Below are 18,065 nucleotides of genomic sequence, written 5' to 3' on the forward strand. Positions count from 1 at the left end.
GTTGCTTCCGCTAAATTCAACTAATAAAAAAGATAATGACTATATATCGTCAATTACACCGATAACTAAACACAGATAACTAAAATTTAGATTAATTGGGTAATATCTGACATAACGACGCTCGACTATATCTATAGTGTAGCAATGTTATAACAAAGCGTTGTAGACGGGTATCTAAAATCAGCACAAAAGATGATGATTACTAATGTTCGCTGAATAATTGTGCAATATTTAACTTGGCCAAGATTCTTCAGTAATGATCTGATTACTGTCAGCTTTGATTATCCCTCTTTTCAATGCTTGTGTGAGGTTAAGATAGAGTGGCACACTAAAAATAGTAGCTGGAGCGAAGTTAAGGGTCTTGATTGATACATAGGTATTTTCGTTTTGAGTCATTGCTGCTGCAATAGCATATTGCGCGGTCTCAAAATGCAGTTCTGCAGATACTGATATATCAGGGTTGGCCAGTAATGGCATATTAATATGACCGATATAAATTCGCGATAATTTTTTTTCTCTGTTAAAGCTGGGTATTATGGGGTTAAAAAGTGTGGTTTTAGCGACATAACCTTCAATCGTTGACAATAAATCCTGCGCGTTAATTGCATGATTAAAGCAACAAGCAAATTGTCCCGGCTTGATAACGTAGATATCTGCGGTTAATAACTGGCTTAATTCATTAATAAACGACTGAATAATTTTAGCTGATTCAGTTAAACCCATTTGGGTATCGCTATGAGTCAGTGCTTCTATTTTAAGTAAAGCAAAAGTGGATATCTCAGATTGTTTGTCATTTTGTAAACGTAGAATACAGGCTCTGAATCCATTTAGTTGGCTTATGGGCTCTAATAGGTATTGTTGTTTATATTCTCGTTGCGCTCTAATAATTTTCTGAGAACGGCTTATGGTCACTAACAATACAATGACAATGACAATAGCGCTGCAGAGTAATAAAATAGTCATCAACTGACTGTCATTAAGGGCAGTCTTTTGTTCGTTAACTTTTGTTTGCAATAGGCTTAAATCGAATTTTAATTTTTGCTCAGTGAGCCCCGAACTCTCAGAATTATCTTCTTCTACTGCGTTTATTCCGTTGGATAATTCAATAATTTCATCAACAATGTCTATGGCAGCATTTAAGTCACCCACTTTTCGGTAAGACATTGATAGGTATTTTAATGCTTCTAACTTTTGATCTGTTAAGTTTTTTTCTGTCGCTAAGACGAGTGACTTCTTTGCATGTTCAATGGCTTCTGGCCACATTGCTAGTTTAATCAGAATTTCTGTGTACAAGGCTTCATTATAAACTAAGTAATGAGTAACATTTTTAGCGATGAAAATGCTATTAGCTTTGGCTATCGCAGCCAATGCTGCTGGCCCATTGTTAAGGTTTAAATAGGCCTCAGCAATATTGTGGCTGTTTAAACCTTGACCTATTTCATTACCAAGTCGTTCGTTAACTTGTTGTGCATTAAGATAATAGTCAATTGCTTTGCTCCATTCTTTCTTGCCTGCGTAAATCATCGCAATCACGGTCAAGGCTTCTGCCGTATATGAACCTTGGTCAAAAGTCTGGAAACTTGTAGTTGCATCATGGGCGTGTTTGAGCGCTTCATCCCACTGTTCTAAATCGCGATAAGTACGGGCTAAATTAAGTTGAGCGTGCGCTTTAATCCCTGGGTAGTTAATGCGGTTACCCACACGAAAAGCCTCTGTATAATATTGTAATGACTTTGCCGGTTCACTTCTTCTATTGTAATAACGCCCTAGCTCTAATTCTGCTAGTGCAATGAAATAGTCATTACGCAGTTGATAAGCTATTTCTCGATAACGGTTTAAGTGAGTTAGGTTAGGTGATGGTTGTAAAACCATTCTATATAAGCCACTTAAGTGCTCATGAATTGAAAATCTAAATAAGGTGGCTTGCAGTGATAAGTCAGAGCTTACCTTATTCAATGCATCGTTATATTGGGTTATTGCATAAGTGTAATCTTGGGTTTCTCGCGCGCTTAACCGCCCGTTTAACATAATAATTACTGCTTTATCTAACGGTGTGGTTGCCACTATTCTTAATTGCTTTATGAGAGTGAGAGCATCCTCATTTTTTGTATCTGAGTTCACATTTGATTCAAGGTTAAGCCTAGCCAGCAATATTAATTGTTGGATCAAATCATCGGGTGACATATCAAGCTTTTTGGCAATCAGATCAAATTGACTCTTATTGCTAAACTCTAATGGAAACTGAGTACTGGATCTGAGTTCAAGGTAAAGTTCTTGTGGTGTTTCGCGAAAAGTAATTTCCTGTAATTCAAGATCAGTGGCATTAGCTGATGCAGACAAAATAATGAATACCAGTGAACACCAAATGATGATATGCCGCATAAAATCTAAACCTTCCTTGATAAGCCGACAACCGCCGGAAACTCACAATGAGTAATAATATGTAAACAGATGTTGTTTATTGCTGAGACTCTAGCAATAGGTTGTTATAATTTTTAAGATAATGCAAAACTAAATCAATATAAAAACAATAATAGAATCATACCAGAAGGATGTCACAGTGAAACCTACCTCTTTAGCAATAATGTTAAGTAGTGCTATTTTTGTCGCCAGTTGGACGACGCCAGCGTTAGCCGATGTTGAATATCAAATAGATTTAACGCAGCCACAGCATCATTTAGCCAAAGTGGCGGTGACTTTTCCGCAAACAGATACAAGCTCTCTGACTATTAATTTGCCAGTGTGGCGTACCGGTCGATATCAAGTATTACCCGTTGCCGATGGGGTGAGATTATTTAAAGCCACAGATAGTGAAGGGAAAGCATTAGATTGGCATCGAACTGCCAGTGGCGAATGGCAGGTAAAGTTACATAAACCCTCAAGTGTAACGGTTCAATATCAAATTTATGCTAATGAACTTGGCGATCGATTACGTCATATTGATCGCAGCCATGCTTATTTAGATGCCAGTGGTATTTTTATGTATAGCCCTGCATTTCGTGACGAGGCGGTAAAAGTTAATTTGTCTGTGCCGAAAGAGTGGCGCAGTTATTCAGGCATGGAAAGTGGTAAAAAAGCCCACTCCTTTGTCGCTGATAACTACGATGTGTTGGTAGATTCTCCAATAGAAACGGGTATTAATCAGCATTTTAGTTTTACAGCCGATGGACGGGAATATGAGGTTGTGTTTTGGGGCGAGGGTAATTATGACACTAAACAAATTATTACCGATTTAGAAAAAATAAGTCATCAGGCGAGTGTTATTTGGGATGATTATCCGTTTGAACGTTACGTTTATATGGTACACGCCACCAGTGGAGTAAGTGGGGCAACTGAGCATTTAAACTCAACTGTTATTCAATTACCGCGTTTTAGTTTTCGAGAACGTAGTGATTACTTACGTTTTATCAGTACCGCTTCACATGAGTTTATTCATAGCTGGAACGTTAAAGCTTATCGTCCTCAGGGATTAGTGCCTTACGATTATCAGTCGGAAAATATGACTGAACTGTTGTGGATTGCAGAAGGTTCAACCAGTTATTTCCAACATCAGTTATTATTGCGTGCTGGTATTATTACCGCCGAAGAGTTTTTTGATGATCTCAGTAAACGCATTGTCAATAATCAACATAATCCAGGCCGTGAAATTCAATCGATTGCTGAAGCCAGTTTAGGTCAATGGAGCAGTACCTGGGGTGACTATGCCGTTAATCACAGTGTGAATATATACGCTGAAGGTTACATGACATCATTATCATTAGATTTTGATTTACTTGCACAAACTAAGTTGAAGCATTCATTTCGTGATGTGCACAGAAAGCTTTATCAAGATTTTAAAGTGCCGATGGGCTATAACGTCAGCGACATTAAAAATATTCTCAAAGGTTTATCAGGAAAAGATTATCAAGCGTGGTGGAGTAAAAATGTTACCTCACCCGTCACCTTGGACTTTGACGCCATGTTATTACAAGCTGGTCTTCAACTTGGATACGGTAAAGAGGCTAAAACCGAAGTGAATGCAGGTTTAACCCTAACTGGTTTATATGATGATTTAACGATTTTATTTGTGACCCGAGAGGGCCCTGCATGGCAAGCTGGCATTAATGCAGGGGATCAAATTGTTGCGGTAAATGGACTTAAAGTGAGTGCATCAAGTTGGGATAAACGTTTAGCGGATTTTAACCCTGGCGACATTATTGAGTTGACGATATTTAATAATGATCAACTGGTAAAACGCAGTCTTACTTTAGCCGAACAACCAAAAGGTGAGCTAACAATATCCCCTGTTGAAAAAGTGACTGCCGAGCATAAAGCCTTTTTTAAAGCATGGTTAGGCGTAGATTGGCCATTTGATACTAAAGGTGAATTTATAAAGGCTGATAAGTAGCTTAACCAGACAATAAAATGCCCATCAACAAGTTGATGGGCATTTTATTAATCTTTATTGCGGTGGTTTGGTGTTAGCAAAAGGTGCATGTTTTGCTATACCACTGAGAAAGCCTTTTAGATTAGAGCACTTGTCTATATTGATACGATTACGGAATAACCCCCAGTCTAAGTAACACGCTAAACGCAGCTCTGGGTCGGTATAGGGGGCGCTATCGCTTAATGTTAGTTGCTCAAACTGTGCAAGACTTGAGTCAATTCTAGCCGCTTGACGTTGGGTATATGCGACTGAGTTGATATCAACGCCATCTTTCTCTAAAAAGAACAAATTAACTGTGCTGTCTAAAGCGGTATTGACCATACAAAACAGATCGAGTTCAGCTGGAGTGCCTAAGTATGGCTGTCCAGCTTGCTGCCTGATATAAAATAAAATCGCACTTGAATCGGTTAAAAAAGTATCACCATGTTGTAGGAATGGTACCCGTTGAGTCGGCGAGAGTAACGCACTACTGGCTTGGTCCGTTTCGATAAATTCGAAATCCTGACCAGACTCCATCAATGCAATTCTGCAGTGGCGGACAAACGGTGAGGTATAACTTCCATATAGCTTCATTACTACTCCTTTCGCTTATTAAAAAAAGTAAGATATTTATTGATATTGTGACAGCTTAAATACTTTGTTCCATTGGGCCAAATGCACCATGTAATGCTTGAACAAAGGCGATAAGTTCACTGCCCATTAAGGCAAAATCTGCATCCAAACGCGCCATAGGATCCTCATTACCGACTTCGCCGTTACCGGCTCTAAACTCTTCAGAAAATTTAATCCGTTTCACGCTCGTATCAGACTGCATAACAAATGCGACAGACTGAGCAAAATGTAGCGCGAGTTTGTGCACTTGTTTACCGGTTGCTAAATGTGCCAATACTTCGTCTTCTTGTAGAACCTGCTGTTTAAAGCGCACAATGCCACCTTCGTCTGATTCAGATTTTAACTCAGCTTCATCTTGCATTTCAAAAGGTTGTGGTGCTTCACCCGCTTGTAACCATTCAGTCAAGGTTTGCTCAATCGGCTTGACATAACTGAGTGGAATAATAGGTAAACTGCCTAAAGCTTTACGCAATAAAGCTAACATTTCTTCAGCTTTGGTTGCACTTGAGCTATCAACTAAAATCATTTCCAGTTCTGGCAAAATAAGCGCACGGGTTTGGCTACGACGAGTGAAGGCTCTTGGCAGTAATGTGGTTGTGATGTCATCCTTCATCGCATCTTTTTCTTTTTTAGTCACAGTGCGGTTTTCTGCATCTTCAATTAAAGCCACTTTTTCATCAAGTGCTTCTTTAATGACCTGACCAGGTAATATTTTATCTTCTTTAGTGACGCAAATAAGGTGACGATTTTCTGCGCTATGGACTAAAGCTTGACCTTTTTTACCCAGCGCATTTGAAAAACCGAATTTACTGATGTCTTGGCTACCACAAGGTGAAAAGGTGAAATCTGCTAAGGCTTTTTCTAACGCTTCGGTGTCGGTGGAAAACGGTTTATTGAAACGGTACAAGGTGAGATTTTTAAACCACATAAAGAGACACTCATTATTTAATAAATAGTTGGCCAAGCAGTTTACGGCATCTGATTGGTTGGGTAAACAGGCCTTTTAAATCAGTCTATTGATTCATATGACTGAATTCATAAAAATGTCACAAAGTAATTAATTAAATTTTTATTATTTAAATTCAATGATTAAGTTACTTTTGTTTTGTGAATTATGCTTGTTTTTAAGTTTTTTCTGAATGACTGAAATATTTCTGAAACATTAGCAAGGCAAACTTCGGCTCGTTCCCAAGCTGTAAACACATATGATTAGAAACGTTGAAAGGATGAAATGATGAACTTATTTGCTAAAACTCTACTGGCTTGCGCTGTAACAGCTGCAACAGCATCAACAGCATACGCCGCAGACCCATTACAAGTTTATGGTAAGTTAAATGTATCAGCACAATCTAACGATGTAGCCGGTGAGACAGAAACAACGATTCAGAGTAATGCTTCACGTTTTGGCGTGAAAGGTAATTTTGACTTAGGTAATGACCTTGAGGCTTTCTATACTATTGAGTATGAAGTTGACACGGGTGATGATGTAAAAGAAAACTTTAAAGCGCGTAACCAATTTGTTGGTTTACAAGGTGGTTTTGGTCTTGTGTCTGTGGGTCGTAATGATACCGTTTTAAAAATATCACAAGGTAAAGTTGATCAGTTTAACGACTTAGTTGGTGATGTCAAAAATGTGTTTAAAGGTGAAAACCGTATGGCACAAACCGCGACATACATGACGCCAATGTTTAGTGATTTCCAGTTCGGCTTAACGTATGTAGCTGACGGCGATGCTGAGCAAAGCGAAAACACAGGCGTGAGTATGGCCGCTTCTTATGGTGATTCAGGCTTAAAGGCAACGCCATTTTATGCTGCAATAGCTTATGATTCTGAAGTAAAAGGCTATGATACTGCGCGTGCTACAGTACAAGGTAAAGTCGCTGGTTTAGTGTTAGGCGGTATGTATCAGCAACAAGAAAAGCTTAACTCTGGTGTAACAGATAATGGTTATCTATTAAGTGCTGCATACGACATAGATGCAGTGACCTTAAAAGCACAGTATCAAGACATGGATAATAAAGGCGACTCAATGTCAGTGGGTGCAGATTACACATTGGCTAAGCCAACTAAATTATTTGCTTACTACACAACTAATGCAATGTATGACTCTGGCGATGTTGATGACTCATATTTTGGTTTAGGTTTAGAGCATAAATTTTAAGCTTAATATTTAGATGAAAAAAGGAGCTGCGGCTCCTTTTTGCTTTGTGGTATAAAATGTTATTGGATCAGTTTTGAAATGTAATTAAGCCAAGCATTTTGAAGCTGTTTATCAAGGAATATGGTTAAATATCTTCAAGATCATAATTCTGTAACAAAACTGACCAATAATGGTCATCGTGGCAAATTACTGATAGAAGCGAATATGACAGCAAGGATTTTAATTGTAGAAGATGAATCAGCCATCCGTGAGATGCTGACATTTGTGATGGACCAACACGGGTTTACAACCGCTGCAGCTGAAGATTTTGATTCCGCCATTGCGTTATTAGCGGAACCTTATCCAGACTTAATTTTATTGGATTGGATGTTCCCTGGAGGCAGTGGTATTCAATTAGCCAAACGGTTAAAGCAAGATGAGTTTACCCGTCAAATCCCTATTATCATGCTTACCGCCCGTGGCGAAGAGGAAGATAAGGTTAAAGGCTTAGAAGTAGGGGCAGATGATTACATCACTAAACCCTTTTCCCCCAAAGAACTTGTTGCACGTATTAAGGCTGTATTAAGACGCAGTGCGCCAACAAGGCTTGAGGAAACAATAGACGTACAAGGTTTACAATTAGACCCAGTTAGTCATCGTGTTTCAGCAGGTGATGGGGTACTCGATATGGGACCTACTGAATTTAGGTTGTTACATTTTTTTATGACACACCCAGAACGTGTTTATAGCCGCGAACAATTGCTTGATAACGTTTGGGGAACAAACGTTTATGTTGAAGATCGTACCGTTGATGTGCATATTCGACGTTTACGTAAAGCGATAGAGCAAGGCGGACACGATAAGTTAATCCAAACGGTTCGTGGAGCCGGTTACCGATTTTCAACAAGGATGTAGCGGATATTCACTGTTTGAATATTCATATCACTATGTTTGCAGTAGCTAAAAGTGCTAGTCTAGCCACTCAAATGTGAAGTCACACTGTATGGCAGTTAAATTATCATTATTGATTAATTTAACTGCCATACTGCGATTTAGGTAACGTATATTGAACTCTTATTCTGGCTTTCGCTTGCTTTTTCGCCTTGGGGTGATGGTACTGCTATTAGTGCTGGTGGGCTGGATTGTTGACTATATAATGTTAACAATACTTCTTGGTTCCGCAGCACTACTGTTCTGGCATTACCGTCAGTTGTCTAGGTTAAGCCATTGGTTATGGAAAGATAAAAAGCTTACGCCACCGCAGGGGCGGGGGAGCTGGGAGGGTATTTTTAATGGTATTTATCGGCTTCAAGGAAAAAACCGCCGTCGAGTGGGTCAGCTAGCATCATTACTTGGACGCTTCAGACAAGGTGCTGAAGCACTGCCCGATGCTGCTGTGGTGCTAGATTCAGAGCACAATATTTTATGGTGTAACAAACTGGCTCAATTAATATTAGGTTTTGTGTGGCCACAAGATAATGGCCAGCGAATTGATAACCTCATTCGTCACCCTGATTTTTCAGCCTACTTGCGTAAACATAATTTCAGTGAACCTTTAGAGATCCCATCGCCTGTATCAGAAAGACGTCTGCTAGAAATTCGGCTAATGCCCTATGGTGATCGTCAGTTATTATTAATGGCGCGCGATATTACCCGCATTCATCAATTAGAAAGCATGCGTAAAGACTTTGTGGCTAACGTATCCCATGAGCTAAAAACCCCGCTGACAGTATTACAGGGGTATTTAGAGATAATGCAAACCATGGAAGACGATAACTCACCAAATCAAAAACCGCTTAATATGATGCAGCAACAAACGAGCCGAATGCAATCTATGGTAGAGCAGCTACTGGCATTGTCGCGTATTGAAGCGGGAGCCAGCATTGATCTGTCTCACACTGTCAATATGGATAGCATGTTTAGTCAGCTTAAAACTGAAGCTCAAGCATTAGCAGCAGAACAATATGAATTGGTGTTTTTCTGTGAACCGGGATTAAATATTCATGGCCAAGAACAGCAGCTTAGAAGTGCATGCTCTAATTTAATATCAAATGCGATTCGCTATACCTCACCAGGAGGAAAAGTCTCTATAACATGGCAAAGTGTTGCCAGTGGTGCAAAGTTTTCGGTAACAGATACCGGAGTGGGTATCGCTCCTCAACATATCAATCGTTTAACTGAGCGTTTTTACCGGGTAGATAACGCCCGCTCGAGTAAGACGGGCGGCAGTGGCTTAGGTTTGGCAATTGTGAAGCATGCATTAAGTCATCATCACAGTGAATTGACAGTATTGAGTGAGCTTGGTAAAGGCAGTACTTTTAGCTTTATCGTTCCTACCCATTTAATTGATAGGAAAAACTAATTTTTTGATATTCAGAATGCCGTCATAATGACTAACACCGATCAGTTAAGAAACTGATCGGTTGACAGCAAAAATGATCCTACGAAAATGGCTCCTTCTTTTGAACGGAGTCATTTTTTATGTTGTCTAACTGGCTTATTGATACTGAATTACTTGTCGCCCCCGAAGAACTATCTATCTTTCAAAAAGAATTGCCGTTGGAATGGATTGAACAAGCTTTGGAGCTAACCAACAAAGCAAGTATTAGGCGCAGAAAACTTCCAGCAGAATTAGTCGTTTGGCTCATCGTTGGAATTGGCCTCTACCGAAATCGTTCCATCGCTGAAGTCGTCTCCAAGCTCGACTTAACGTTAGTTGATAAGTTGGGAGAAACCGTTGCGCCAAGTGCTATCCCGCAAGCCAGACAGCGACTGACAGCCGCTCCCCTTAAAGCCCTTTTTGATATCACTTCTAAACACTGGTGTCATAGGGAAGACAGCCAAGATACATGGCATGGTCTTCAGTTATTTTCTGTTGATGGAACGACATTTCGATGTGCAGAAAATACCGAGAATTCAGAGCATTTTGGCTATATCAGTAATCAGCATAGAAAGCAGTCCGTATACCCAGTAGCCCGCTTATGCGCACTCATGTCATTACGAAGTCGTATGATAAGAAATGTAAAATTTGGTCCGTGTAGTAAAGGAGAAATTAGTTATGCTCGAGAGCTAATTGGATCAGTTCCAGCTAATTCTCTCACTATTTTTGATAGTGGTTACTTTAGTGCAGATCTTATGACAAGTTGGTGGGGAGCCAACCAGAATAGTCATTGGCTTACACCACTCAAAAGTAATACACGCTTTGAAGTCATCGAGCAATACGCTGACAACGATTATCTAGTTGAGATGCCAGTATCACCACAAGCGAGAAAAAAGAACCCAGAGCTACCTGAAAAGTGGCATGCGAGACTAGTGACCTATCAAGAAAAATCCCAGGGCAATCATATTACAGGTGTGCTGAGTTCATTAACCAATAGAAGCAAATACTCCTCTCAAGATATATTAGATGTCTATTTCGAACGCTGGGAGATAGAAAATGGCTATGGAGAAATCAAGTAATATCAACTTGATGAGAGTATTTTATTAAGAAGTCAGACAGTTGAAGGCATTTATCAGGAGATTTGGGGATTACTGATAGCGTACAACTTGATCCGAGTTGAAATAAGCCAAATCGCTAAAGAGGCAGAAGTGTCACCATTACGGATTAGCTTTGTAATGGCGATGCGCTATATACAGGATGAGTTGATGTGGTGTGCAATTGCTTCGCCAGGAACAATCCCTAAAAAGCTCAAAGCAATGAGGGAAAACGTTAAGCAATTTATCTTGCCCAAAAAACGAAAACGGCCCAAAAGTAGGACCGTTCGAATTAACAAAACCCGCTATCCAGTTAAGAGAAGAAACTCTTAACTGAATGGTGTTAGTCATAATGACGGCATTTTCATTTTTGTGACTTAACTATTTCAATAATGATGTTAAATCAGCAAATATATTTCACCTGTCACCTAACTGTCACATTATAGTCATAGACTTGTCATCATTGGAGTTGATACTGACTGCGTTATAAAAACTTAGCACGCTTAATTTGGAGCAATACAATGAAACTGAAAAAACTTGTCGGCGCAATTACCCTAACAGCCGCTGGTGTGTTCTCGGCAGCATCTATGGCTGCAATTGATGAAACGTTACCTATGTATGAAAAAACAAGTGGTGTTTCTGGTAACTTGTCTTCTGTTGGTTCTGATACGTTAGCGAATATGATGACGTTATGGGCAGAAGAGTTTAAGCATATATATCCTAATGTTAATATCCAAATTCAAGCAGCTGGCTCTTCTACAGCGCCTCCAGCATTAACTGAAGGAACTTCACAGTTCGGTCCAATGAGCCGTAAAATGAAGCCTAATGAAGTTGAGTCATTTGAAAAGCATTTCGGTTACCAACCAACGGCTATTCGTGTTGCAATTGATGCTTTAGCTGTGTTTGTGCATAAAGATAACCCAATTAAAGGATTAAGCATCGAGCAAATCGATAGCATTTTCTCTTCAACAAACAAGTGTGGTGGTAAGCAAGTTGAACGTTGGGGTGACTTAGGCCTAGACGGTAACTGGACAGCAAAAGATGTCCAATTATACGGCCGTAACTCAGTATCTGGTACTTATGGCTACTTTAAAGAAAAAGCATTATGTAAAGGCGATTTCCGTCCAAATGTGAATGAGCAACCAGGTTCTGCATCTGTCGTACAGTCTGTATCTCAAGGTCTTAACGCAATTGGTTACTCTGGTATTGGTTATAAAACAGCGGGTGTAAAAGCTGTAGCTGTATCTAAGAAAGGTGATAAGTTTATCGACGCATCAGCTGCCAATGCTGCTAATGGGACTTACCCACTTTCTCGTTACTTGTACGTTTATATCAACAAGCACCCAAACAAAGATTTATCGCCAATGGATCGTGAGTTCATTCGCTTCATATTATCTAAGCAAGGTCAGCAAGTTGTTGAAAAAGATGGTTATGTACCATTACCTCGCACAGTAATAGCAAAAGATTTAGAGAAAGCCGGCATCCGTCTTTAAACTAAATTAAGTTGCACGATTAAAGACCTCCATAGTGAGGTCTTTTTTTTGCTTCGAGCTTAGCGGTATTTTGGAAGCAAAAAAAAGCAACCTACTAAGGTTGCTGTAACTGCAATGTGCAATTCTGTTGATAGGATAACTCACTATCGAGAGGGGAGATGATGATGAACAAAATCATTTACAGGCTCAAACGTTCAGTAAAAGTAGGTATATAAAATTCGGTTCATATATTCAGACTAGCGTTATTTATAAAAGTTCCAAATAAAGATAAAAAAATTGAATTAACTATCTTAAGTACTGTTCCCACTAACATTGCTCGCCGCTTTCTTATTAGAAAGCACTTTACTATAAAACGCCTGTTAAAAATGATGGCACTAAAACATAGTGGCAGCTTAGCCGTTACGGTGTTTTTAAAGACAATCGGTAAAAAACAGCCAAAAAAAAAGCAACCTATTAAGGTTGCTGTAACTGCAATGTGCAATTCTGTTGATAGGATAACTCACTATCGAGTGGGGAGATGATGATGAACAAAATCATTTACAGACTCAAACTTTCAATAAATTGGGGTGTACAAAATTCGGTTCATATATTCAGACTGGCGTTATTTATAAAAGTTCCAAATAAAGATAAAAAAGTAACAAAAATGTGCCGAGTATTATCTGACAGCTCTGTTCTGATGAAAAGGACTCAAGGTTAGTGTTAGAAATGTTTTTCTATCGTTTGATGAGCGCAGCGTTATAAAATCCGCTTTATCAATGTGCAAGAAAAAGATTATCCATAAACTGGGTGACGGCTTCGACCTCAAAAAATAGTTAAAAAAAAGCAACCTATTAAGGTTGCTGTAACTGCAATGTGCAATTCTGTTGATAGGATAACTCACTATCGAGTGGGGAGATGATGATGAACAAAATCATTTACAGACTCAAACTTTCAATAAACTGGGGTGTACAAAATTCGGTTCATATATTCAGACTGGCGTTATTTATAAAAGTTCCAAATAAAGTTAATTATTTTTATTACCCTCATAATTTAAGGCTATAAACCTGTCGAAGCTCAGAGGGGCGATACTAAAGAAGCCTTTTAAATGTTATGTTTGGTGCGATTAATTTGACTTAACTTAACAGTCAAAACTAAAACTGCAATTAAGGATATTAAAGTGGCCACTAGTCTAACTTCATCATGGGACCATCAGTATGATTACCATTCAAGTGCCAATACTGACACGGTTTGTGTTTCTCATTTAGAACTTAATCTAGAAGTTGATTTTAGTGCTAAGCAACTTATCGGGCAGGTCACCTTATACTTTGATTTAACTAAAGAGTCATCTAGTCAACATGGACAACTTATTTTAGATTGCCGTGATTTAACCTTGATAAGTGTGAGTGACTTACAAGGGCAACAACTTGACTTTTCGCTGGTAGATGTAGGGGATATCTTAGGGCAAAAGTTGGTGATACAGATTAATCAATCAATTAGAGCTGTCACCGTTCATTACGCCACGTCCCCACACGCCCAAGGCTTACAGTGGTTAACCCCTGAACAAACCTTAGGTAAGCAACAGCCCTATTTATTCAGTCAATCACAACCGATTAACGCCAGAAGCTGGATCCCCTTGCAAGATACGCCTAAAGCGCGGGTAACGTTCGACGCCACCATTAAAGTTAATAATGGTTTACGTGCGGTAATGAGTGCACTTAATAATCCCCAGATGCCTAAAGATGACATTTTCCATTTTGTGATGGATAAGCCCATACCGACTCATTTACTGGCTTTAGCGGTAGGGGATTTAGCGTTTGAAGCGACAGGACCCAGAAGTGGTATTTATACCGAACCAGCAATGCTAGCAAGTGCGGTTAAAGAGTTTGAAGATACAGAAGCGATGATCAAGGTAGCGGAGTCATTACTTGGCCCCTATGCGTGGCAAAGGTACGACATGATTGTATTACCACCTAGTTTCCCCTTTGGCGGTATGGAAAATCCTATGCTGGCATTTATGACCCCTACCTTGATAGCGGGTGATAAAAGTTTAGTGTCTACGGTAGCCCATGAGCTGGCACATTCTTGGACTGGAAACTTGGTTAGTAATGCAACATGGCGTGATCTGTGGCTTAACGAAGGATTTACCACCTACTTTACTAATCGTATCGTTGAAGCTGTATATGGCAAAGAGCAAGCTGATTTAGAATGGGTGAATGAATACACTCGTTTAGAAGCTGAAATGCAGTCTGTTGATTTGATAGATCAAACCTTGCCTGCAAATGTTCAAACGCGAGATCCAAATCAGGCATTTAATCGTTTTACCTATGATAAAGCATCAATGTTTGTCCATGAACTAGAGCAGCGTTTTGGCCGTGAATCCTTTGATGCTTTTTTGTTTCAATATGTCACTCACTTTGCTTTCAAAGCCATTACCACTGAAGTTTTTATGGCTTATATGCTGCAACATGTATTACCCAATTTTCCAGATAAGTTATCTGAAGTTGAATTAAATGAATGGGTATATGGTGAAGGACTGCCTCATTGGTTTGTACCTCCTTCTTCGAGTAGTTTAGACAAAGTACATTTGGCGCTTATGGAAATTGAACATAAAAAACCAGCAAAAATGCTGAATGTGAGTGATTGGCGGGTTCATCATTGGCAATATTTTTTAAATCAGTTGCCACAGGTTATCAGCCAAGAACAGTTACTTGATTTAGATGACACCTTTTTATTTAGTCAAAGTAAAAATGCAGAAATTGTTTGTGATTGGTTTAGGGTCGCTATTCGAAATCATTATGATCCCGTGCTTGAACCCTTATCGGCGTTTCTCATCTCAGTCGGGCGGGCTAAGTTTGTTAAACCACTTTATAGCGAGTTATTGGTTGCTGGGTATAAACAGGAAGTTGAGCAAATATACGCTAAGGCTAGGGCAGGATATCACCCATCACTGCAAGTGCAATTAGATAAGCTATTGAGTTGGTGAGAGAAGGTTAATAAATTCTAGTTAACCATTATATCGTAATCATTATTCAATCAAGACTGTACAAATAAAATGGGCCTTAGATTTTCATCTAAGGCCCATTTCTAAATCATTAATATGATGATTTACTTATCTATTAAGCTACCTTAGTAACTTCACTAGCAAGTGATTAACGCTGAATCGCTTCGTGTTCAGCAGTAACGGCAATTTCTTCCGCTAATGCTTCTTCTTCAGAATCATTATGGCCTTCAGCACCGTGCATCCAATCCACTAACTTGTCAGCCATGAAGTATAAAATTATACCTGAAACCGCCGCTGTAATTGCGATGCCCGCGAAGATTGACATTGCATTGGCAAGTTGATCTTCAACGCTGCCACCGTGGCCAATGAGTGAACCAACTAATCCGCCAACTTTGTTTGCAATAGCAATAAATAGGAACCATGCGCCCATCATAAGTGATGCTATACGCAGTGGAGCCAGTTTAGTGACCATAGATAAACCAATTGGTGATAAACATAGTTCACCCATAGTATGGAAGAAATATGCGCCGACTAACCACCACATGCTTGATTTGATTGAAGCGTCGCCGCCCATTTGTAAAACAGCACCAATCATGAATAAGAAACCAATGCCAAGTAACACTAGACCAAGGGCAAACTTAACGGGCGAATTGGGTTCGTTCTTACCTAAACGTATCCAAATTGAGGCTATAACTGGAGCAAAAATGACGATAAAAATAGCATTCAGTGATTGGAAGTAAGTGGTAGGCACTTCCCAGCTACCAATCATACGGTCAGTAAAGTTATTGGTGAATAGGTTCATTAATCCACCGGCTTGTTCAAAACCAGCCCAGAAGATAATGGTAAATAGACCCATAATCATGATCACTTTTATGCGATCACGTTCAATTTTAGTCAGTGGCTCACTGCGGACTTGGCCCTTAAGTGCATTCCTGTCTCGTTCGAGTTTTGCCGCTGGAACAGTACCTATATCGCCAAGTAATCTTTGAGCAAAAAAGAATTGAATAATTAACGATGCAACCATACCAACACCTGCACAGAAGAAACCAGCCTGCCAGTTGTTAACAAATACCTCTTGTCCTGCAACCACTTCAGTATGACCAAAAGTGGTGTAAGCCCAAGCTACAATAATACCCGATAGCGCGGCGCCAACGTTGATGCCCATGTAAAAAATAGTGAATGCACCATCTCGACGGTGATCACCTTCTTCATACAAGTCGCCAACCATAGTAGAAATGTTAGGTTTAAACAGTCCGTTACCTAATATCAACGTACCTAAACCAATATAGAAAAGAGTGGTTTCTAAACCAGAAAACCAGCTGTGCGGCGCAGCAAGGGTAAATTGCCCTATTGCCATTAACGCACCACCAATATAAATAGATTTACGTTGGCCAAGGTAATTATCTGCTAACCAACCCCCAATAAGCGGCGTTAAATAGACTAAACCGGTGAAGGTTCCGTAAAGAGATAATGCATCCTGTGGCGTCCAACCTAAACCACTACCACCATCTGTTTGAACTTTATCAACCAAATAAAGGACCAATATGGCACGCATTGCGTAATAACTGAATCGTTCCCACAATTCAGTTGTAAAGAGAAGGAACAATCCTTTTGGATGCCCAAGCATCGTTCCTGGTGCTTTTACTTCACTCATTAAGTTTTCCACCTTAAAGCTTGTGATTGGCTGCGGCACAAGTTGCACCACAGAATAATTGTTTGCAAATTTAGGCAAAGTATTGCGATTAAGCATTGCATCAAGAAGATGTTGTGCTTTTTATCTGGGCAATCTTGGCCGATTTATTGTTCATTTCTTATAATAAATATTATTCATTTAATGTTTATTTTGTTTAAAACATCAAAAATCCTACCTTATATACCCTTTTCAGGACGCTTAAGTCAATGTTTGTGCGGGTGTCAGGCGCATTTTGCGGGTTACATTTTTGTAAACATATGTCATTTTTTAGTTGGCTTGTATGCTTATTATACAGTGCGAGTTATTTTCAATATTGCGATGCTGGTTAAAGCGACTGTTATCAAGTTTGTGAGTTTGTTGCCGATAATTAAAAATTCACTTTATAAGTGTTAGATGGTGCTATTTTGAGCTGAAATACATAAAGCATTAACTTGTTTGCAGCAATTTATGTTTGCTTAATTGCAAATGTGTCGCTAAAAGTTAAAATATGTATAATTTAAACTTGTTGAAAAAAGTTAAAACCTCAAAAGATGTTGTCTTACTATATTAAAATCACATGATTGGAGACTGCATGCGTTCATTACTGACTATATTCGTACCTGTATTAGTACTATGGCTTTTTTTGATCAGCACCCCAACTTTGGCATGGATTGATTCAGATATGGATGGCGTACCAGATAAAAAAGATGCCTGTGCTGATACTCCTCAAGGTGAGGTGGTTATGGCTAATGGCTGTAACGATCCAGCTTTTGCTTTAACTGAATCCAAAATTGATGAAGCTCCTATTTTTGATGAAGAAGCTGTAACAGCGGTTGCTGAACAACCAACCAGCACTATAGAATATGTTAATCGCTGCGAGCAACTGGGTGCTGATGGCGTAGTTAATTGTTTACAGCAAGTGGTACAACCTATTTATTTTGAATTTGCTAAAGCAGAAGTAATGTTATCGCAAAGACCTGTGTTTGACAGTATCAATAAAATCATAGCCCAAGATAATAATGTAACTTTAGAGCTAGTTGGACATGCCGATTTATTGGGAAGTGATGAGTTAAATCAAGCGCTTTCATTAGCCCGGGCAAACAGCGTAAAAGCAATATTAGTCACCGATTTTAATTTTAATCCTGACAACATTTCTGTAAAAGGGATGAGTAACACCCAACCCGCTGCGGATAACGCCACATCTGAAGGGCGACAACGTAATAGACGGGTAGAATTTATCATTTCGGCAGAATAATCTGTCACTTTAG

General features: G+C 39.3%; 11 protein-coding genes and 1 pseudogene. 8 read left to right on the forward strand and 4 right to left on the reverse strand.

The features are described 5' to 3' along the window. Nucleotides 1–231 precede the first annotated feature (231 nt). Nucleotides 232–2,382 carry a tetratricopeptide repeat protein gene (locus ACRWQN_RS08245; protein ID WP_434940427.1) on the reverse strand — a complete coding sequence of 717 codons (2,151 nt, stop codon included), beginning with the start codon at nt 2,380–2,382 and terminating at the stop codon, nt 232–234. Between the two features lie 178 nt (nt 2,383–2,560). On the opposite strand from ACRWQN_RS08245, the gene ACRWQN_RS08250 reads away from it, so the two are divergent. Next, complete coding sequence (locus ACRWQN_RS08250) at nt 2,561–4,387, forward strand: M61 family metallopeptidase (protein WP_434940428.1); 1,827 nt, start codon at nt 2,561–2,563, stop codon at nt 4,385–4,387. 54 nt (nt 4,388–4,441) lie between these two features. Here the strand turns inward: ACRWQN_RS08250 and ACRWQN_RS08255 are convergent, their stop codons facing one another. Both ACRWQN_RS08255 and rdgC read right to left on the reverse strand, forming a co-directional pair. Next, nucleotides 4,442–4,999 (reverse strand): glutathione S-transferase family protein, encoded by a 558-nt coding sequence (locus tag ACRWQN_RS08255; RefSeq protein ID WP_434940429.1) that lies wholly within the window; start codon nt 4,997–4,999, stop codon nt 4,442–4,444. Nucleotides 5,000–5,054: 55 nt separating this feature from the next. Further along, nucleotides 5,055–5,966 carry a recombination-associated protein RdgC gene (gene rdgC, locus ACRWQN_RS08260; protein WP_434940430.1) on the reverse strand — a complete coding sequence of 304 codons (912 nt, stop codon included), beginning with the start codon at nt 5,964–5,966 and terminating at the stop codon, nt 5,055–5,057. Between the two features lie 303 nt (nt 5,967–6,269). Here rdgC and ACRWQN_RS08265 point away from each other — a divergent pair, with 303 nt between their 5' ends. The 6 genes and pseudogenes from ACRWQN_RS08265 (at nt 6,270) to ACRWQN_RS08290 (ending at nt 15,107) form a co-directional block, all read left to right on the forward strand. Beyond that, nucleotides 6,270–7,199, forward strand: a complete 930-nt coding sequence (locus ACRWQN_RS08265; protein ID WP_434940431.1) for a porin — start codon at nt 6,270–6,272, stop codon at nt 7,197–7,199. Nucleotides 7,200–7,403: 204 nt separating this feature from the next. Continuing rightward, nucleotides 7,404–8,093 (forward strand): phosphate regulon transcriptional regulator PhoB, encoded by a 690-nt coding sequence (gene phoB, locus ACRWQN_RS08270; RefSeq protein WP_226415983.1) that lies wholly within the window; start codon nt 7,404–7,406, stop codon nt 8,091–8,093. Nucleotides 8,094–8,241: 148 nt separating this feature from the next. Further along, nucleotides 8,242–9,540 carry a phosphate regulon sensor histidine kinase PhoR gene (gene phoR / locus ACRWQN_RS08275; RefSeq protein WP_434940618.1) on the forward strand — a complete coding sequence of 433 codons (1,299 nt, stop codon included), beginning with the start codon at nt 8,242–8,244 and terminating at the stop codon, nt 9,538–9,540. Nucleotides 9,541–9,659: 119 nt separating this feature from the next. Next, nucleotides 9,660–10,985 (forward strand): annotated as a pseudogene (locus ACRWQN_RS08280) (IS4 family transposase). Between the two features lie 188 nt (nt 10,986–11,173). Continuing rightward, nucleotides 11,174–12,145 (forward strand): PstS family phosphate ABC transporter substrate-binding protein, encoded by a 972-nt coding sequence (locus ACRWQN_RS08285; RefSeq protein ID WP_434928782.1) that lies wholly within the window; start codon nt 11,174–11,176, stop codon nt 12,143–12,145. A 1,156-nt stretch (nt 12,146–13,301) separates the two neighbouring features. Continuing rightward, nucleotides 13,302–15,107: a M1 family metallopeptidase gene (locus ACRWQN_RS08290; protein WP_434940432.1), complete on the forward strand. Its 1,806-nt coding sequence runs from the start codon at nt 13,302–13,304 to the stop codon at nt 15,105–15,107. A gap of 166 nt (nt 15,108–15,273) precedes the next feature. Here the strand turns inward: ACRWQN_RS08290 and ACRWQN_RS08295 are convergent, their stop codons facing one another. Beyond that, nucleotides 15,274–16,779 carry a peptide MFS transporter gene (locus ACRWQN_RS08295; RefSeq protein WP_434928784.1) on the reverse strand — a complete coding sequence of 502 codons (1,506 nt, stop codon included), beginning with the start codon at nt 16,777–16,779 and terminating at the stop codon, nt 15,274–15,276. Between the two features lie 610 nt (nt 16,780–17,389). On the opposite strand from ACRWQN_RS08295, the gene ACRWQN_RS08300 reads away from it, so the two are divergent. Further along, a complete protein-coding gene (locus ACRWQN_RS08300; RefSeq protein WP_434940433.1) occupies nt 17,390–18,052 on the forward strand; it encodes an OmpA family protein in 663 nt (220 codons plus the stop codon). The last annotated feature ends 13 nt before the right edge of the window (nt 18,053–18,065 follow it).

The sequence above is a fragment of the Shewanella sp. HL-SH8 genome (assembly GCF_051165765.1).
Classification (GTDB): Bacteria; Pseudomonadota; Gammaproteobacteria; order Enterobacterales; family Shewanellaceae; genus Shewanella; species Shewanella glacialimarina.